The sequence below is a fragment of the Asticcacaulis sp. P2_B1 genome (assembly GCF_056404915.1).
On the sequence record NZ_JBFUDD010000001.1, the window covers coordinates 371,771 to 389,616 of the forward strand.

Annotated in this window: 18 protein-coding genes; 9 read left to right on the forward strand and 9 right to left on the reverse strand. The window is 60.5% G+C overall.

All coding sequences use genetic code 11. The features are described 5' to 3' along the window. The first annotated feature begins 81 nt into the window (after positions 1–81). From AC1DX3_RS01750 to AC1DX3_RS01790, 9 genes are all read left to right on the forward strand, one after another. A complete protein-coding gene (locus AC1DX3_RS01750; RefSeq protein WP_476988022.1) occupies positions 82–1,482 on the forward strand; it encodes an ammonium transporter in 1,401 nt (466 codons plus the stop codon). A 270-nt stretch (positions 1,483–1,752) separates the two neighbouring features. Next, positions 1,753–2,406: a TorF family putative porin gene (locus tag AC1DX3_RS01755; protein ID WP_476987503.1), complete on the forward strand. Its 654-nt coding sequence runs from the start codon at positions 1,753–1,755 to the stop codon at positions 2,404–2,406. A 367-nt stretch (positions 2,407–2,773) separates the two neighbouring features. After that, positions 2,774–3,463, forward strand: coding sequence for a TorF family putative porin (locus AC1DX3_RS01760; RefSeq protein WP_476987504.1), 690 nt, complete (start codon positions 2,774–2,776; stop codon positions 3,461–3,463). 133 nt (positions 3,464–3,596) lie between these two features. Further along, positions 3,597–5,723 (forward strand): DNA topoisomerase IV subunit B, encoded by a 2,127-nt coding sequence (parE, locus tag AC1DX3_RS01765; protein WP_476987505.1) that lies wholly within the window; start codon positions 3,597–3,599, stop codon positions 5,721–5,723. A gap of 228 nt (positions 5,724–5,951) precedes the next feature. Further along, entirely contained in the window at positions 5,952–7,463 is a 1,512-nt protein-coding gene (locus AC1DX3_RS01770) for a DEAD/DEAH box helicase (RefSeq protein WP_476987506.1), read from the forward strand. Between the two features lie 186 nt (positions 7,464–7,649). Continuing rightward, complete coding sequence (locus tag AC1DX3_RS01775) at positions 7,650–8,708, forward strand: GGDEF domain-containing protein (RefSeq protein WP_476987507.1); 1,059 nt, start codon at positions 7,650–7,652, stop codon at positions 8,706–8,708. A 143-nt stretch (positions 8,709–8,851) separates the two neighbouring features. Then, the gene (locus tag AC1DX3_RS01780) at positions 8,852–9,595 is read left to right on the forward strand and encodes a lysophospholipid acyltransferase family protein (RefSeq protein ID WP_476987508.1); all 744 of its coding nucleotides are present in this window, start codon (positions 8,852–8,854) and stop codon (positions 9,593–9,595) included. A 66-nt stretch (positions 9,596–9,661) separates the two neighbouring features. Further along, entirely contained in the window at positions 9,662–10,060 is a 399-nt protein-coding gene (locus tag AC1DX3_RS01785; protein WP_476987509.1) for an STAS/SEC14 domain-containing protein, read from the forward strand. 1 nt (position 10,061) lies between these two features. Continuing rightward, the gene (locus AC1DX3_RS01790; protein WP_476987510.1) at positions 10,062–10,442 is read left to right on the forward strand and encodes a hypothetical protein; all 381 of its coding nucleotides are present in this window, start codon (positions 10,062–10,064) and stop codon (positions 10,440–10,442) included. Here the strand turns inward: AC1DX3_RS01790 and AC1DX3_RS01795 are convergent. The 9 genes from AC1DX3_RS01795 to AC1DX3_RS01835 form a co-directional block, all read right to left on the reverse strand. Then, positions 10,439–10,867 carry a Rid family hydrolase gene (locus AC1DX3_RS01795; protein ID WP_476987511.1) on the reverse strand — a complete coding sequence of 143 codons (429 nt, stop codon included), beginning with the start codon at positions 10,865–10,867 and terminating at the stop codon, positions 10,439–10,441. The two genes, AC1DX3_RS01790 and AC1DX3_RS01795, sit on opposite strands and share 4 nt — an antisense overlap. A gap of 19 nt (positions 10,868–10,886) precedes the next feature. Beyond that, complete coding sequence (locus AC1DX3_RS01800; protein WP_476987512.1) at positions 10,887–11,276, reverse strand: HesB/IscA family protein; 390 nt, start codon at positions 11,274–11,276, stop codon at positions 10,887–10,889. A gap of 13 nt (positions 11,277–11,289) precedes the next feature. Further along, a complete protein-coding gene (locus AC1DX3_RS01805; protein ID WP_476988023.1) occupies positions 11,290–11,634 on the reverse strand; it encodes an SUF system Fe-S cluster assembly protein in 345 nt (114 codons plus the stop codon). Positions 11,635–11,696: 62 nt separating this feature from the next. Then, entirely contained in the window at positions 11,697–12,911 is a 1,215-nt protein-coding gene (locus AC1DX3_RS01810; protein WP_476987513.1) for an aminotransferase class V-fold PLP-dependent enzyme, read from the reverse strand. Further along, positions 12,901–13,887 carry a Fe-S cluster assembly protein SufD gene (sufD, locus tag AC1DX3_RS01815; protein WP_476987514.1) on the reverse strand — a complete coding sequence of 329 codons (987 nt, stop codon included), beginning with the start codon at positions 13,885–13,887 and terminating at the stop codon, positions 12,901–12,903. The genes AC1DX3_RS01810 and sufD overlap by 11 nt, the downstream gene beginning before the upstream one ends. After that, a complete protein-coding gene (gene sufC / locus AC1DX3_RS01820; RefSeq protein WP_476987515.1) occupies positions 13,884–14,633 on the reverse strand; it encodes a Fe-S cluster assembly ATPase SufC in 750 nt (249 codons plus the stop codon). The genes sufD and sufC overlap by 4 nt, the downstream gene beginning before the upstream one ends. 13 nt (positions 14,634–14,646) lie before the next feature. Then, complete coding sequence (gene sufB, locus AC1DX3_RS01825) at positions 14,647–16,113, reverse strand: Fe-S cluster assembly protein SufB (RefSeq protein ID WP_476987516.1); 1,467 nt, start codon at positions 16,111–16,113, stop codon at positions 14,647–14,649. Beyond that, complete coding sequence (locus AC1DX3_RS01830; protein WP_476987517.1) at positions 16,113–17,207, reverse strand: cysteine desulfurase family protein; 1,095 nt, start codon at positions 17,205–17,207, stop codon at positions 16,113–16,115. The genes sufB and AC1DX3_RS01830 overlap by 1 nt, the downstream gene beginning before the upstream one ends. A 3-nt stretch (positions 17,208–17,210) precedes the next feature. Further along, positions 17,211–17,714, reverse strand: coding sequence for an Rrf2 family transcriptional regulator (locus tag AC1DX3_RS01835; protein WP_476987518.1), 504 nt, complete (start codon positions 17,712–17,714; stop codon positions 17,211–17,213). Positions 17,715–17,846: the final 132 nt, after the last annotated feature.

Below are 17,846 nucleotides of genomic sequence, written 5' to 3' on the forward strand. Positions count from 1 at the left end.
GCAATATCCGCTCAACCCAAGGGGGATACCTTGAAAACCTGGATTAAATTTTCACGAGGACTGGCCGCGGCCATGACCCTCATGCTGGCGGCCCCCGTCGCCGGCCTTGCCCTGGCGCAGGATGCGGCCCCGGCCTCGGCCGAAGCTACAGTCGCGTCCGCCGACGAATCATCGGCGGCAGCGCCCGCCGAAGCGGCCCCTGCGGAAGCGGCGCCGCTGCTGGCGTCCCAAGTGCCCCTGGCGCTTGATACGTCGAACACCACCTACCTCATCTTCTGTACCGCCATGGTGCTGATGATGACCCTGCCGGGCCTGGCCCTGTTCTACGGCGGTATGGTCCGTCGCAAGAACCTGGTCGCCACGGTCACCCAGTCGGTCGCCGTGACCTGCGTCGTCTCCATCGTCTGGTGGCTGATCGCCTATTCGATGGCGTTCGGCAAGGTCGATGCGCCGATCGCCGGCCTGCCGTTCGATGCCGATACGCTGAACAAGTTCTTCGGCGGCTTCAGCAATTTCGCGCTGTTGAAGACCAATTCGGGCACGGCCTACTCGGCCACGCCGAGCGTCCCGGAAATGACCTGGATTTCGTACCAGCTGACCTTCGCCGTCATTACACCCGCGCTGATCACCGGCGCCTTCGCCGAACGCGTCAAGTTCTCGGGCCTCCTGTTGTTCATGGTCCTGTGGAGCATCCTCGTCTATGCCCCGATCTGCCACATGGTGTGGGGCGGCGGCATCATGTCGCAATGGGGTGTCCTCGACTTCGCCGGCGGCGCTGTCGTTCACTGTAACTCGGGTGTTGCCGGTCTGGTCGCCGCCCTGTTCCTCGGCCGCCGCAAAGGCTACGGCACCGAACAAATGGCGCCGAACAACGTCATCTTCATCATGATCGGCGCCTCGCTGCTGTTCGTCGGCTGGATTGGCTTCAACGCCGGTTCGGAATGGTCGGGCGACGGTATCGCTTCGGCGGCCTTGCTGAACACCATCCTCTGCACCTGTATGGCGGGCGTTTCCTGGAAGATCGTTGAGTGGATCTTCCGCGGCAAGCCTTCGCTGGTCGGTATCTTGTCGGGTATGGTAGCCGGTCTCGTTGTCATCACCCCGGCTTGCGGCTTCGTCAATCCGATGGGCGCCATGATCTGCGGCGTTCTCGCCGGCCCGGTGTGCTACATCTCGGCCACCTGGATCAAGAAGCTGCTCGGCTACGACGACTCCCTGGACGCCTTCGGCATCCACGGCGCCGGCGGTTTCCTGGGCGCTGTCCTGACGGGCTGGCTGGCCGATCCGGCGATTAACTCGCTGGGCGCCAACCACAATGTCATCACCCAGCTGCAAGGCTTGGCCCTGACTATCGCCTGGTCCGCGATCGGCACTTTGATCATCCTGATCATCTGCAAGTTCACGACCGGTCTGCGCGTCTCCGAAGCCGATGAAGAAGCCGGTCTCGACGCCTCGCAGCACGACGAAGTCATGGATCACTAAGCTACCCGTAACTGTTGCACAAATGAGACGGAGCGCTTCTCACGAAGCGCTCCGTTTTTTGTTGTCTTACTAAGGCTCAGCGTTCCGGGGTTGGGAGCGCCGTTTCAGAAAAATTGCAATTATGACACACATCGGGGTAATCTCAGCACACCCCTTGGAGCCTTGTCATAATTATGCAAATCTTCTTGCACTGCAATAAACACCGACAAAAAACGGCGCAGGGGAAACGCTTCGGACGGGATGGCACACACCCTTTCTGAGGACACGATAATGAAAAAATTCCTGCTTACAGCCGCCGCGGCCGCCGTCATTGGCTTCGCCGGTTCCGCTTCCGCCCATGACCTGCTGGGTGGCACGATATCCTACAATGTCGACGCCACCAGCGACTATGTCTTCCGCGGCATCACCCAAACCGACGGCGACGCGGCCCTGCAAGGCGGCATCGATTTCAGCAAGGGCATGTTCTATGCCGGCACTTGGGCATCCAACGTCGCCTTCGCCGATTACGAGCTCGACGTCTATGCCGGCATCAAACCGACAGCCGGCGATTTCTCCTTCGATCTCGGCGCCATCACCTACCAATATAACGATAGCGCGTTGAACACGACGGAACTGAAGGCCGCCGTCAGCCACCCGTTCTACAAGGGTAGCCTTGGCGCCGCCCTCTATCACAACATCGATTTCGGCGACACGGACTACTACGAAGTGAACGGCTCGTACCCGCTGACCGGCAAGCTGAGCGTTTCCGGCGCCGTCGGCGAGCAACGTCTGGGCAGCCTGCGCTACACGACCGAGAACCTGGGTCTGACCTATGCCTTCTCGCCCATCGTTTCGCTCGACGTCCGCGCTTCCGACACAAATATTCCGGAATGGATCAAGGCGTCGAAGCCGCGTTTGGCCGTCACCCTGAAGGCCACTTTCTAGTCTGTTGCGGGGCCGCTTTGGAAACGAAGCGGCCCCGGTTTCTTTCGCAAGTGCGATAATGGCGCGCTCGCATTTGTCTGATTTAATTGAATTTTTGAATTATTTATCCCAGGTTTGTGACAACACGATGGTGCGGAAGTCGCGACGAAAAGTCCGGCGGCAGATCGTCAAAAGTGAAATAATCCTTCTGCAACAAGGCTGTAACAGCCGTGGCAATTTTACATCAAAGCGTGGCTAAGTGACAAATGGGGTCTTTGCTACACCGCAAAACTTGCTACATTAACCTAGGTTTTACCGACACACCTCCAAACGATTCAAAAGCCGGTTTTTTGTTTTCCGGCGCTAACCAACGAACTGGGATATTCACATGAAAAAGTCGCTTCTTGTCGCCRCTGTCGCCATCAGCGCACTCTTCGCCGGCGGCGCCGCCATGGCTCAAGACGAAGCCGGCAGCGTCAGCTACAACATTGCCGTCACGTCCGACTATGTCTGGCGCGGCATTTCGCAAACCGACGGTGACGCTGCCCTGCAAGGCGGTATCGACTACAAGAAGGGCATCTTCTATGCCGGCGCCTGGGCGTCCAACGTCGACTTCGGCAAGGACTCGACCGGTGACGACGCCGCCAGCACCGAACTGGACCTCTATCTCGGCCTGACGCCGACCTGGGGCAATTACAGCTTCGATTTCGGCGCCATCGCCTACACCTATCCCGGCCAATCCAAGGAATCCGACTTCAACGTCGGTGAACTGAAGGCCGGCGTCAGCCACCCGATGGGTGCCGGCACGATCGGTGCTTCCTTCTACCTGCCGACCAAGGAACTGGAAGACCCCTATTACGAAATCAACGCCTCCTATCCGCTGACCGACAAGTTCTCGATCTCGGGCGCCATCGGCAACTGGGAACTGGAAGGCGCCAACTACACCAACGCCAATATCGGCGTCACCTATGCCATCAACGACACCCTGTCGCTCGATGTCCGCGCCACCGACGCCTCCAAGGGCTATGACGGCGAACAACACAACTATCTTCTGGCCACTCTGAAGGCTGGTTTCTAAGCCTGACCAAGGTAAAGGAAACATCTGGCCGCAAGTCCTTCACGGGACTTGCGGCCTTTTTTTATTCCCCGGGGGATGATGCGGGCAAAGTTTCGCTTTATTTTCCCGCCGCGAATCACCACATGCTAAACCTATGACCTCGAACACATCGCAACCCTCGTTCTTTATGGGTGACGAGCCCGAAAAGCCGCAAACAACGCCTGCCCAGACCCAAGCTGCGGCGAACGAAACTCCCGTCGTTCCTCAGGCCTTGTCCGGGAAACCCCAAGCCGAAATTATCCCAGTACCCGTGAAAACGCCCGACAAGACACCGCCTTTGCCGCCCGCTGATTCGGGTTACGACGCCTCCAGCATCGAAGTGCTGGAAGGCCTGGAGCCCGTACGCAAGCGACCCGGCATGTATATCGGCGGCACTGACGAAAAGGCGATGCACCACCTGTTCGCCGAGGCGCTCGATAACGCCATGGACGAAGCCGTGGCCGGCCACGCCAAGGCGATCTGGGTCGAGCTCGATGCGGACGGTTATTTGTCGGTGCGCGACGATGGCCGCGGCATTCCCGTCGGCCCGCACCCGAAATATCCCGGCAAGTCGGCTCTGGAAGTCGTCATGTGCGTCCTGCATTCCGGTGGCAAGTTCTCCGGCAAGGCCTACGAAACCTCAGGCGGCCTGCACGGCGTCGGTATCTCCGTCGTCAACGCCTTGTCGGAACGGCTGGATGTCACCGTGTGGCGCGACGGCTTCGAATGGCGCCAGAGCTTCTCGAAGGGCCTGAAACTGACCGATGTCGAGCAGGTCGGGCCGTCGAAAAAGAAGGGCACGCTGGAGCGCTTCCTGCCCGATCCCGAAATCTTCGGCGAAGGCGCGCATTTCAAGCCCGCGCGCCTCTATCGCATGGCCAAGGCCAAGGCCTATCTGTTCCGCGGCGTCCAGATCTACTGGAAATGCGCACCGTCCCTGATCCACGATTCTACGCCGGCGGAAGACAAGTTCTACTTCCCCAATGGCCTGGCCGATTACCTGGCCGAGCGCGTCAAGGACACCGAAACCCTGTCGGACATCTTTTCCGGCCGCGTCGAGCGTAAGGGCGAAGCCGGCGCCGTCGAATGGGCCGTCGTATGGTCCAATGCCGGCTTCGGCGAGCATGACGGCTTTTGCCAAAGCTATTGCAACACCATCCCGACGCCCGATGGCGGCACCCACGAAGCCGGCCTGCGCGCCGCCCTGACGCGGTCGCTGAAGACCTATGCCGAAATGACCGGCGACAAGCGCGGTGGCTTGATCACCGCCGAAGACGTCGCCGCCTATGCCGGCATCGTCATCTCGGTCTTCATCCGCAATCCCGAATTCCAGGGCCAGACCAAGGACCGCCTGTCGTCGACCGACGCCGCGCGCCTGGTCGAAAAGGCTCTGGCCGACCCGTTCGACCATTGGCTGACGGCAGCGCCCAAACAGGCGGCGCAGATCCTGCAGTTCATCATCGAAAAGGCCGAGGACCGCCTGAAGCGCCGCAAGGACAAGGAAGTCCAGCGCGCTTCGGCCACGCGCAAACTGCGCCTGCCCGGCAAGCTGGCCGACTGTTCGCGCCAGGATGCCATCGGCACCGAACTGTTTATCGTCGAAGGCGATTCCGCCGGCGGCTCCGCCAAGCAGGGCCGCAACCGCAACACCCAGGCCATTTTGCCGTTGCGCGGCAAGATCCTCAACGTCGCCTCGGCCACCGGCGACAAGGCGCGCGCCAATACGGAGCTGTCCGACCTCGGTCTAGCCCTGGGCGTTCAGCCCGGCGCCCGTTTCAAGGACGCCGATCTGCGTTATGAGCGGATCATCATCATGACCGATGCCGATGTCGACGGCGCCCACATTGCAAGTCTCTTGATCACCTTTTTCTACCGCACCATGCCGGCCATGATTCGCAACGGCAACCTGTTCCTGGCCTTGCCGCCCCTGTACCGCATTAGCCACGGCGGCAAAACCGTCTATGCCAAGGACGAGGCGCATCGCGCCGAAATCCTGGCCCGCGATTTCAAAGGCAAGAAACCGGAAATCGGCCGCTTCAAAGGCCTGGGCGAAATGATGCCGGCGCAGTTGAAGGAAACCACCATGGATCCGAAGACACGGACCCTGGCGCGGGTGACCTTGCCGCACGATGAGGAAGATGTCGAAGCTCTGGTCGAGACCCTGATGGGGCGTAAACCGGAGCTGCGTTTCCGCTATATTCAGGATCACGCCGAGTTCGTGGCCGACGATCTTGATGTTTAACAGCCGCTCGACAGAGCACTTGCAATAAAAACCTGTTAATTACTGGAAATTCTGTTATCAGACACGCGCGAGCCGAAATCCGACTCGTGCTTGTCTGTGTACGGCTGGGCCGCGCCCGCTCGACAGACGGCGGCCGCCCATCCTTGGCGCTGAGATTGGCGCCCTCCATATCACCTCCCCGCAAGAAGGCTTGCCCGGTCCGTGATAGTATTTGAATCAAAGAGTGCCATGACGAAATTTACGGATCTCGGTTTAAGCGAACAATTGCTGCGTGCGATTGCGGACACCGGTTACGACACCCCTACCCCCATTCAGGAACAGGCCATACCGGTCGCCATGGTCGGGCTCGACGTCCTGGGCATCGCCCAGACCGGCACCGGCAAGACCGCCGCCTTCACCCTGCCCATGATCGAGAAACTGGCCGCCGGCCGCTCACGCGCCCGCATGCCGCGCGCCATCGTGCTGGAGCCGACGCGCGAACTGGCCGACCAGGTGTCGGAAGCCTTCGAAAAATACGCCAAGTACCACAAGCTCAACTGGGCCCTGCTGATCGGCGGCGTCTCCATGGCCGACCAGGTCGCCAAGCTCGACAAGGGCGTCGACGTGCTGATCGCCACGCCGGGCCGCCTGCTCGACCTGTTCGAGCGATCCAAGGTGATGCTGAACGGCGTCACCATGATGGTCGTCGACGAGGCCGACCGCATGTTGGACATGGGCTTCATTCCCGATATCGAGCGTATCTTCAAGCTGACCCCACCGACGCGCCAGACCCTGTTCTTTTCGGCCACCATGCCGCCGGAAATCACCCGTCTGACCGAAGCCTTCCTGAAGAACCCGGTGCGCATCGAAGTGTCGCGTCCGGCGACGACAGGCGAAAACATTGCGCAATTCGTCCTGCGCGTGCCGCACAAGGACCCGCGCGCCAAACGTATCGCGCTGCGCGCCCTGCTCAAGACCCTCGACATCAAGAACGGTATCGTCTTCTGCAATCGCAAGACCGATGTCGATATCGTCGCCAAATCCCTGGTTACCCACGGCTTCAACGCAGCGCCTATTCATGGCGATCTCGATCAATCCCTGCGCATGAAGACGCTGGAATCCTTCCGCAAGGGCGATCTGACCCTGCTGGTGGCGTCCGACGTCGCCGCCCGCGGTCTCGACATTCCGGCCGTCGGTCACGTCTTCAATTTCGACGCCCCGATCCATGCCGATGACTATGTCCACCGTATCGGCCGCACCGGCCGCGCCGGCCGGACGGGCGAAACCTATCTCCTGTTGTCGCCGGGCGATGAGAAAAATTACGACAAGGTCGTCAAGCTGATCAAGAAAGAGCCGGCAACGCTCGAACTCGACGTCGACTATGCCGCCTTGGCCGATGCGCCGCGCACACCCCGCGGTTCCAGCCGTGATTCCGGACGTCGCGATTCCGGTAAAACCCGGGGCCGTCCGGAACGCGATCACAAGCCGCGCACCGTTGCGACGGAAAAAGCGAGCCAGGAGCCGATCGAGAAGCCGGTTCCCGCTCCGCGCCCGGTGGCTGAACCTGTCGCCGAGGCCGTGACCCAGCCTGCCGCGGCGGCCGAATCGCCCCGGCGCGAGCGCCGGCCGCGCAATGATGACCGCAAGGCCAAATCGTCAACGAAATCTCACGAGACATCGACGACAAAGCCCGTCGAGGACACCCCGTTCGGTGAGCATGTGCCCGCCTTCATGATGCGGCCGACCGAGGTCAAGGCGTAGCAGACGCCTGAATCCCTTGTAAAATAACACCTTGCGTATCGATGCGAAACCCTCCGAAAGCTGTCTGATAACAATCGGCATAACGTTGCGATTTTTTAAAGCGCGTTAACCGCCTGTCAGAGAAATTCGATTAAGGTCTCTCTGTCACGCAGAATCAGTGACAGGGGACCGCCAGAGAAACGCATAATGAACAATGACATAGAGATCAGCGTCAGAAGCCCAAGCGCCTATGCCCTCGCGGGCGAGGCTCTGCGTCTGATGCAGGAACATGGTGTGTGGCCGACCCCCCTGAACTACGAGCTCTGGCTCTATGTCGCCGGCGATCCCGACTGTGCTCTTGCCCAGGAAATCTTCCGCCTCATCACGGCCGGCGAAACCATTACCGAAGACGTTTCCGAAAGCCTGGCCGGCAAGTTCATCGCCCGTCTTAAGCTCAATGACGAAGTCCGCGATGCCGGCCTCAAGCTGACGCGCGAGCTGGCCTCCATCACCGAAGTCATTGTCGACGCCCAAAAGGCGCAGAAGACCTATGGTGAGACCCTGGAAGGCGCCAAGAAGACCATGAGCGCCGTCGACGCGGCCGCCCTCTCCGGCCTGATCGAAAGCCTTACCGAGGCCACCAATACGGTCCTCAACCAGCATGGCCTGCTGGAAAACCGCCTGTCCGAATCCTCACGCGAAGTCAGCCGCCTGCGCAAGCACCTCGACCAGGTGCGCATGGAAGCCATGACCGACGCCCTGACCAACCTGGCCAATCGCAAATCCTTCGACGAAGCCCTCGACAGTCATTGCGAAAGCGACGACGTCTCGAAGCCCTTGACCCTGGCCGTCATCGATATCGACCACTTCAAGCGCTTCAACGACACCTGGGGCCATCAGACCGGCGATCAGGTCCTGCGCTATGTCGCCTCGGTCCTGGCCCGTATCGGCCGTCCACCGCGCCTGGCCGCCCGCTACGGCGGTGAAGAATTCGGCCTGCTCTTCCCTGGCGAAACCTGCTTCAATGTCGAGCGCCTGCTCAACGAAGCCCGGGTAGAAATCGCTTCGCGCGTCCTCAAGCGCCGCTCGACCAACGAAGACCTCGGCACCGTCACCATCTCCGCCGGCATCGCCCAGCGCGAATATGGCGAAGACGCCTTCGACCTGCTCGACCGCGCCGACAAGGCCCTGTACCTGTCGAAGAATAACGGCCGCAACAAGGTCACCCTGGCCCCCGGCCAAGCCGCCGCCACCAACGCCGCCTAACTAGGGGCAAGCCCCTAGGACCGAAATGACGCTCTCAGACGCCTGTTCACGCTAAGAGTCGGGTGTGGGTGCGGTTCACAGGTTTACTCTGGCTTGACTTTATATTTGAACGATGTTCAAATAACGTATCGCTGGGGAGTGTCATGCGCAATTTTCTGTTCGCCGCCGCCTATTGGGTCCTGTCGGTCCTGTATGGGCTGACGGCCGTGGTGGTGAGCCTGTTTCCGGGGCGCAAGGCGGTGAATTGGGTCATCCGGCGCTATACGCGTCGCATGGTCCAGGCCATGGGGCTGTTGGCCGGCATCAAGTTGGAAGTCCGCGGCCGCGACAATATCCCAGACCGTCCGGTCATCTATGCCTGCAAGCATCATAGCTGGGGCGACGGCTTCTGTATCTATTCGCAGATCCCCGACCTCGCCTTTGTCACCGGCGATCACCTCGAAAAATTCCCGCTGATGGGCCAGCTTCTGACCAAGCTGGGCGCCATTGTCGTCAATAACTGCGGCGGGCACGAAGCGCGCAAGAACCTGGCTTCACGCTCGGCCGACGCCGCCAAGGACGGACGCAGCATCCTCATCTACCCCGAAGGCCACCTCAACGCGCCCGGCACCTATCGCCGCTATCGTTCGGGCGTGTGGCACATGATGAACAATTTCGACATGCCGGTGGTGCCTGTGGCGACCAATCTCGGCCTGTTCTGGCAGGAAGAGCATTACAAGAAAACGCCGGGAACCGCGATCCTGGAATTTCTGCCCATGATCGAACCCGGTATGGAAAAAGACCAATTTCTCAAATTGTTACAAGAAACAGTTGAGACGCACTCACAGAAGTTGATCAGTGAAGCCACCGGCGCGCCTTTGGCGCCGTCCGTCCTGATTCGCGATTAAACCGTCCTTAAAGACATCGTGGTATGTTGAAGGCCTTATACACCCGTTCGGGGCGGAACAGGCATTATGGACAGTGTTGGCGTAGCGGTCGATAGCCGCAAGAAAATCATCATCTTCCGCTTGCGCGGCAATGCCAGCAGTGGCGAAATGGCCGATAAGGCGCAGGTCGCCTATGATAGCCTGGAGGCGCCGTGGGAGCATCATCGCCTCATCGACCTGCGCAATTTCACCAGTCTCCTCGCCTATGAAGATATCGAGCGCATGGCGGAGCAATGGGCCGAGGTCTGCCACGGCCGCGAGAGCCTGACCAGGACCGCCGTCGTTAATCCCGACATCTTGTCGTCGGCGCGCGCCAAGGCCTATGGCCACCTCTTCCCCAATGTCGAAATCCGCGTCTTTACCTGCTTCGACGAAGCCCTTGACTGGCTGACGCCGGCAGCGCCGGCCGTGGCAAAAAGGGCGTGAGGTGAGGAAACCTTATCGTCTCAATGTCCAGGTCGATGAGGAGCGCAAGACGGTGATCGCCCGCGTTATCGGGCCGATGCCGAGCTCAGTCGTCACCACGGAATTCATGATGGCCTATCGCAAGATCGATCAGGTGTGGGATTACAACCGCATCATCGATTATCGCAAGTTCACCGGCACGATCGACTACGAAGATGCGCAGGACTTCGTGCGCCAGTGGCAGGAGATGGCCGGGAGCGCCACCTACAGCTCGAAGGTGGCTTTCGTCACGGATGACGCGCTGGAACTGGCGCGGGCCACGACCTATGATCATATGACGCCGGACCGCGTTCGGTCGTTCAATACGATCGACCAGGCGCTGGATTGGTTCGCCGAGGTTTAGGGTTTAAGAGCGACCTCGACTTCGATCTCGATCAGATTGTCTTCATTATAGAGCCGCTGGACCTGCACCCAGGTCGCCGCGGGATAGATCTCGCCGGTATAGAAGGTCTTGCGCACCGGGATGGCGGCCTTCAGGGCCTCTATGTCACAGGTATAGATGGTCTCACGTACAATGTCGCTGCTGTCGGCGCCATAGGGCTGGAGGAGCTGGCCGATCTCGCCATAGATGGCCGCCATCTGGTCGGCCAGCGTCTTGCCGTCGGCGACGGCGCCCGAAATATAGAGGCGATCGCCGTGGCGGACGATCTGGGCATAGCCGATCTCCTTTTCCCACGGCTGGGTATAGGTGCGTTCGATCTTGGACGTCTCCGCCAGGGCAAGCGATGGCGACAAGGCCAGGACGGCGAGACAAACGGCGAGTTTCATGAACGCCCCCGCGGCAGGATTAGTCCGGTTTGACAGGAACGATGGTGACGCTTTCGCCGCAGCCGCAGGCATCGGTCTCATTGGGATTGTTGAAGACGAACTTCGAGGCCAGCTTGGTGGTTTCATAATCGATGACTGTGCCGACCAGGTAAAGGACGGCCTTGGGCTCGATCAGGATGGTGACACCCTTGTCTGTGACGACTTCGTCGATCGGCCCGATTTCGTCGGCATAGGACAGGACATATTCCTGACCGGCGCAGCCGCCCTGCTTCACGCCGACGCGCAGGCCAGCATACGGCTTTTCGGCGCGCGCCATGATGGCCTTGACCTGTTCGGCCGCGGCATCGGTCAGGCTGACCACGGAGGGACGCGGGCGGCGGGGACGCGGAGCGATACTGAGGGCTTCCATATTCGTGATGTTCCTAGAACATGTTCAGTTGCAGCTTGGCTTCGTCGCTCATCTTCGACGAATCCCAAGGCGGTTCGAAAACCAGATTAACATCGCAGGTGTTAACGCCCTTGACGCCCATGACGGCATCCTTGACCCAGCCGGGCATTTCGCCGGCAACCGGGCAACCGGGCGCCGTCAGGGTCATGTCGACCACGACATTGCGGTCGTCAGAAACGTCGACCTTGTAGATCAGGCCAAGTTCATAGATGTCGACGGGGATTTCCGGGTCGAACACGGTCTTAAACGCGGTGATCAGGTCATCGGTCAGGCGCGTCAATTCGTCCTGGGCCAGGGCCGACGGCTGATTGGCGCCCATATCGTCGAGGCTGAAAAGCGATTCTTGTTCATTTACAGCGGCTTCGGTCATTATGCTCACACTCAGGCGAAGAAAGATTGGGCTTTGGCGACGGCCTCGGCCAGGGTATCGATCTCGGCATCTGTATTATATAGGGCGATGGAGGCGCGGACGGTAGAGGTCACGCCGAGACGGGTCATCAAAGGTTCGGCGCAGTGGGTGCCGGCACGGACGGCGACATTGTAGCGGTCGAGGATCTGGGCGACGTCGTGGGCGTGGGCTTGTCCCAACGAGAAGGTCAGGATCGCGCCCTTGCCCGGCGCTTCGCCGTGAATGCGCAGGGAATTGATCGATTTCAGCCGGTCGTGGGCGCGTTCGTAGAGGGCGTGCTCGTGGGCGGCGATGTCTTCGCGGTCGAATTGGTTCAGCCAGTCAATGGCGGCCTTCAGGCCGATGACTTCGAGGATGGCCGGGGTACCGGCTTCGAAGCGATGTGGCGGCACGTTCCAGGTGATCTTGTCCTTGGTGACGTGCGCGATCATCTCGCCACCGCCTTGCCAGGGCGGCATGGCCTCGAGCAGTTCGGATTTACCGTAGAGGATGCCGAGGCCGGTCGGGCCGTAGAGTTTGTGGGCCGAGAAGACGTAGAAGTCGGCGTCCAGCGCCTTGACGTCGACGGGCATGTGGACGACGCCCTGGCAGCCGTCGATCAGGACCTTGGCGCCGTTAGAGTGGGCCTTGGCGATGATGGCGGCGACGTCGTTGATGGTGCCGAGCACATTGGACATATGGGTGACGGCGACCAGCTTGACGGCCGGGGTTAACAGCGCGTCGAAGGCGGCCATGTCGAGGCTGCCGTCGTCGAGGATCGGCACATAGGTCAATTTTAGGCAGCGGCGCTGCGCCAGCATGTACCACGGCACGATATTGGCGTGGTGCTCCATCTCGGTGACGAGGATCTCGTCGCCCGCGGACAGGCTTTCGCCCCAGGTATTGGCGACGAGATTGACCGATTCCGTGGCCGATTTGGTGAAGACGATTTCATCGGTTTGGGCATTGATGAAACGGGCGACGGTTTCGCGGCCAGCTTCGTAGGCGTCGGTGGTCTCGTTGGCCAGGCGATGCAGGCCACGGTGGACGTTGGCGTAGCTATGGCGCATGGCGTGCGACATGGCGTCGATGACGGCATTAGGTTTTTGCGCCGAGGCGCCGCTGTCGAGATAGACCAGCGGCTTGCCGTCGATGATGCGCGACAGGATGGGGAAGTCGTCGCGGGCCTTTTGGACATCAAACGGCATGAATGGTCTCCAGATGAAAGGAGGCCGATGTCTTCTCTAAGAAATTCAGCACTGTAGCGCGCAACTCTTCATCCTCTATGGCTTCGGCGACAGGCAAGACGAAGGCGTGCATGAGCATGGCGCGGGCTGCGTCTTCGGGGATGCCGCGGCTCATGGCGAAGAACATGGCGTCTTCGTCGAGGGCGCCGATGGTATTGCCGTGGGCACATTGCACGTCGTCGGCATAGATTTCGAGTTCGGGTTTGGCGCGGACGTGGGCGCCGTCATTGAGGATCAGAGCCTGGTGGCGCATGCGGGCGTCGGTGCCGTCGGCGCCCTTTTCGACCAGGATGCGGCCCTGGAAGACGGCGGTGGCGCTGTCCTTGACGAGGCCCTTGATCAGTTGGGCGGTGGTGCCGTCGATTTCGCCATGGGTGACGCGGGTGGTCAGGTCGAAATGTCGCTTGTCCTTAAGGAGATAGGCGCCGTTGAGCTCGACTTCGGCGCCGTGGCCGGCATGCTGGACGTGGGTTTCGAAGCGCTGGAACTTGGCGCCGGTCGAGAAGACATATTGCTTGAAGACGCTGCCAGGGGCGGTCTCGACGTTGGTGCGGCGAATGGATATGTCGTCCGCGGATTCATCGAGGATGATGATGCGCGTGAGCTTCGCGCCCTCGCCCAGCTTAATGCCTTTGGTCGCATGACTGACGGAGGCACCGCGGCCTTCATAGGTCTCGAGCGTGATGAGTGAATCACCTGCGTCAACAACCAACTCATCCTGACCCTGGGTGCCGACCAGGGGATCAGTGTGGCCAGAGATGGAATATTGGTGGATGGCACGTCCCGGCGCCCGGATATGGGTTGAACCCGCGGCCGTACCAAGTTCCTGCTTGGCAGGCGCCTCGCGCAATACACGGCTAAGGTCGGAATATTTCCATTCCTCCTCGCGGCGCGTCGGGTAGGACGATGGGTCGAATATGTCGAGCGCTGGCTTCACGCCGGTTCTCCCACATATTGATCGTAGCCGTTGGCTTCGAGTTCGAGGGCCAGTTCGGGGCCGCCGGAGCGCACGATCTTGCCCGCTACCAGGACGTGGACGGCGTCGGGCTTGATATGGTCGAGCAGACGTTGATAGTGGGTGATGACCAGCATACCGCGATCCGGGGCGCGCAGGGCGTTGACGCCGTCGGAGACGACCTTCAGGGCATCGATATCGAGGCCGGAATCGGTTTCGTCGAGGATGAGGAATTTCGGCTGCAGCATGGCCATTTGCAGGACTTCCATGCGCTTCTTCTCGCCGCCGGAAAAGCCGACATTGAGCGGACGCTTCAGCATGTCCATGTCGATCTTCAGGGTCTTGGCGACTTCGCGGACACGCTTGAGGAAATCGGGCGCCGACACTTCGGGCTCACCGCGCAATTTATGCTGGGCATTCAAGGCTGTACGCAAGAAAGTTAAGGCCGGGACGCCGGGGATTTCGAGCGGATATTGGAAGGACAGGTAGAGGCCGGCGGCGGCGCGTTCGTGGACATCCTTGTCGAGCAGGTCCTCGCCGTTGAAGGTCGCGGTGCCGGCGGTGACATTGTAGTTCGGCCGCCCGGCCAGGGCATAGCCGAGGGTCGATTTACCGGCGCCGTTGGGGCCCATGATGGCGTGGACTTCGCCCGCGGGCACGTCGAGTGACAGGCCCTTCAGGATGGTCTTGGTGTCGACGGCGACGGAGAGATTTTGGATGGAAAGCATGGTCGTCATATTCCTAACCCACCGAGCCTTCGAGGCTGAGGGCAACTAATTTTTGTGCCTCGACGGCGAATTCCATCGGCAGTTCCTGCAGGACGTCGCGGACAAAGCCGTTGACCAGCAGGGCCACGGCTTCTTCTTGTGAAAGGCCGCGCTGCATGGCGTAGAAGAGCTGGTCTTCCGACAGCCGGGTGGTGGTGGCTTCGTGCTCGAACTGGGCCTTGGCCGTGTCGGCTTCGATATAGGGCACGGTATGGGCGGCGCAGGTCTTGCCGATCAGCAGGCTGTCGCATTGGGTGAAGTTGCGGGCGCCGGACGCCTTGGCGTGCGCCGAGACCAGACCGCGATAGGTGTTGGACGAACGGCCGGCCGAGACGCCCTTGGAGATGATGCGCGAGCGGGTGTTCTTGCCCAAATGGATCATCTTGGTGCCGGTGTCAGCTTGTTGGGCGCCATTGGTGACGGCGATCGAGTAGAATTCGCCGACGCTGTCGTCGCCGCGCAGGATGCAGGACGGGTATTTCCAGGTGACGGCCGAGCCGGTTTCGACTTGGGTCCACGACACCTTGGAGCGGGCGCCGCGGCAATCGGCGCGCTTGGTGACGAAATTGTAAATGCCGCCCTTGCCTTCGGCGTCGCCGGGGTACCAGTTCTGCACGGTCGAATATTTGATCGAGGCGTCGTCGAGCGCAATCAGTTCGACGACGGCGGCGTGGAGCTGGTTTTCGTCGCGTTGCGGCGCCGTGCAGCCTTCGAGATAGGAGACATAGGCGCCTTTGTCGGCGATGATCAGGGTGCGTTCGAATTGACCAGTATTTTCGGCATTGATGCGGAAATAGGTCGACAGTTCCATCGGGCAGCGCACGCCCGGCGGGACATAGACGAAGGAGCCATCAGAGAAGACGGCGGCGTTCAGGGCGGCGAAATAGTTGTCGGAGACCGGTACGACGGTGCCGAGATATTGCCGCACCAAGTCAGGATATTCGCGCAAGGCCTCTGAAATCGCACAGAAAATGACGCCGTGCTTCTTCAGTTCTTCCTTGAAGGTGGTGACGACCGAGACACTATCGAACACGGCGTCGACGGCATAGCGCGGGGCACCGACGACGCCGGCCAGGACTTCCTGTTCGCGCAGGGGTATGCCGAGCTTGGCGTAGGTTTTCAGCAGTTCGGGATCGATCTCGTCAAGCGACTTCGGGCCGTCCTTCTTTTTCGGCGCGGCGTAATAATAGAGGTCGTTATAGTCGACCTTTTGGTAGTGCACCTTGGCCCAGTCGGGCTCTTCCATGGTCAGCCAGCGTTCATAGGCGGCCAGGCGCAGTTCCAGCATCCATTCCGGCTCGTTCTTCTTGGCCGAGATAAAACGCACGATATCGGCGTTCAAACCCTTGGGGGCGAACTCCATTTCGATATCGGTGACAAAGCCGTGCTCATAGGTTTCGAGCTGGGCGACCGTGTCTATGGTTTCCTTGACCGCGGCCATTACGCCACCTCTTTCGCATGACGCTTTAAGTACACTTCATAACCTTTTGACCAAATGTCGAAAAATGCCTGCCAGTCGGCGGGTGTCGTCGTCCAACCCGACGAGATACGCAGGACTTTGTCGGCCAGATCCGGCCGGCCCATGGCTGTAACGACGCGGCTGGACTTGACCTTGCCGGAGGAACAGGCCGAGCCGGAGCTGACGCAAATGCCGGCCATGTCCATATGGATGAGTTGCAGGGACGAGACCCAATGGGGCTGGGCGATGCATAGGATGCCGGGTACGCGGCGGGCGCCCTCACCTATGATGGTGACACCGAGCGCCTTTAATTGCTTTTCCACGCCGGCCTGGGCGGCGATATCGACTGCATGGGCGGAGCGAACGGCGGCAGCGAAGGCGGCTATGCCTGGGATATTTTYGGTACCCGCACGCATACCTAATTCCTGGCCACTACCGGAAATCAGGGCCTTGATGGTGCGTTCGCGGTTATAGACCAGGGCGCCAACACCTTGCGGGCCGCCGACCTTATGCGCGCTCAGGCTCATGGAATCCGCGCCCAACATGTCGAAGTCGACCGCCATCTTGCTGAGCGCCTGGACGGCGTCGACGTGGAGCCAGCCGCCGCGGGCATGGATCAAGGCTGCTACATCGGCAATGGGGTTGATGACGCCGGTTTCATTGTTGGCGAGCAAAACGCAGACAAACGGCCGGCCGTCCCCGCTCAGCAGGTTTTCCAGCGCCGCCACGTCGATATCGCCATTGTGGGTCAGCGGCGCGATAACCGCATCCTTGATCGCGCCGTAAAGACTATCGTGCTCACCGGCCGACAGGACGACATAGTCGAACGCCGATGCTTGATGCAGGGCCAGGGCGTTGGCTTCGGTGCCACCGGACGTGAAGACCAGGCCGCCAATGCCGACGGCGCCCACGGCCGTTAGAATCTCGTTGCGCGCCTCTTCCAGGACCAGCTTGGCCTTGCGGCCGATACTGTGAACCGAAGACGCGTTACCGCCGATCTCGGACGCACGCAAAAAGGCCTCGCGCGCTTCCGGGCGCAAGGGCGATGTCGCGGCATGGTCGAGATAGATGGCCAAGGCCTAAGCCTCCATCATTTGTGGTGTTGATATCTGGACCTTCTTGCGCGTGCGCTTTTCGATAACGTCGCGCAAGGACACCTGGGACAGATAATCGTGGATTGCGACGCCCAGATCTTCCCACAGATTGTGGGTCAGGCAACGTTGGCCGCCCGGCATGCAGCCGATTTCGCGCACGGCTTCGTCCTTGGAGAGGCGCTTATTGGCACCCAGCTTGTTGGAGGTCAGTTCGCAGCGTGTCGCCTTGATCGGCTCATCGACCGCCAGGACGATTTCCGAGACGAACATGCGTTCCGATGGCCGGGCCAGGGAATAGCCGCCGCCGGGGCCACGCGCGCTCTTGACCAGGCCGGCCTTACGCAGGCGCGCGAAAAGTTGTTCGAGATAGGACAGGGAAATTTGCTGGCGCTCGGAGATTTCCGACAGCGAAATCGGCCGCCCCTGGGCATTCAGCGCCAGGTCGGTCATCGCCATGACGGCATAACGTCCTTTGGTCGATAAGCGCATGCGGATCCTTCTTCGGAAAAGTTGCAAAAACCTGCGCAAAGAGAAATCTTTGTGCTAAGAGGCGCGTTCACGCCGTTTTACAGGCTGTACTGGAATGTAATAATTCCGACTAACGCAGTCAAGTATTATACG

Excerpts from the sequence above, each read along its gene's own strand:
- parE (WP_476987505.1), top strand. The coding sequence starts at position 3,597 with ATGACCTCGAACACATCGCAACCCTCGTTCTTTATGGGTGACGAGCCC.
- AC1DX3_RS01805 (WP_476988023.1), bottom strand. The coding sequence starts at position 11,634 with ATGGGCGCCAATCAGCCGTCGGCCCTGGCCCAGGACGAATTGACGCGC.
- AC1DX3_RS01755 (WP_476987503.1), top strand. The coding sequence starts at position 1,753 with ATGAAAAAATTCCTGCTTACAGCCGCCGCGGCCGCCGTCATTGGCTTC.
- sufC (WP_476987515.1), bottom strand. The coding sequence starts at position 14,633 with ATGCTTTCCATCCAAAATCTCTCCGTCGCCGTCGACACCAAGACCATC.
- AC1DX3_RS01810 (WP_476987513.1), bottom strand. The coding sequence starts at position 12,911 with ATGCCGTTTGATGTCCAAAAGGCCCGCGACGACTTCCCCATCCTGTCG.
- AC1DX3_RS01770 (WP_476987506.1), top strand. The coding sequence starts at position 5,952 with ATGACGAAATTTACGGATCTCGGTTTAAGCGAACAATTGCTGCGTGCG.
- AC1DX3_RS01785 (WP_476987509.1), top strand. The coding sequence starts at position 9,662 with ATGGACAGTGTTGGCGTAGCGGTCGATAGCCGCAAGAAAATCATCATC.
- AC1DX3_RS01775 (WP_476987507.1), top strand. The coding sequence starts at position 7,650 with ATGAACAATGACATAGAGATCAGCGTCAGAAGCCCAAGCGCCTATGCC.
- AC1DX3_RS01800 (WP_476987512.1), bottom strand. The coding sequence starts at position 11,276 with ATGGAAGCCCTCAGTATCGCTCCGCGTCCCCGCCGCCCGCGTCCCTCC.
- AC1DX3_RS01795 (WP_476987511.1), bottom strand. The coding sequence starts at position 10,867 with ATGAAACTCGCCGTTTGTCTCGCCGTCCTGGCCTTGTCGCCATCGCTT.
- AC1DX3_RS01750 (WP_476988022.1), top strand. The coding sequence starts at position 82 with ATGCTGGCGGCCCCCGTCGCCGGCCTTGCCCTGGCGCAGGATGCGGCC.
- AC1DX3_RS01780 (WP_476987508.1), top strand. The coding sequence starts at position 8,852 with ATGCGCAATTTTCTGTTCGCCGCCGCCTATTGGGTCCTGTCGGTCCTG.
- sufB (WP_476987516.1), bottom strand. The coding sequence starts at position 16,113 with ATGGCCGCGGTCAAGGAAACCATAGACACGGTCGCCCAGCTCGAAACC.
- AC1DX3_RS01835 (WP_476987518.1), bottom strand. The coding sequence starts at position 17,714 with ATGCGCTTATCGACCAAAGGACGTTATGCCGTCATGGCGATGACCGAC.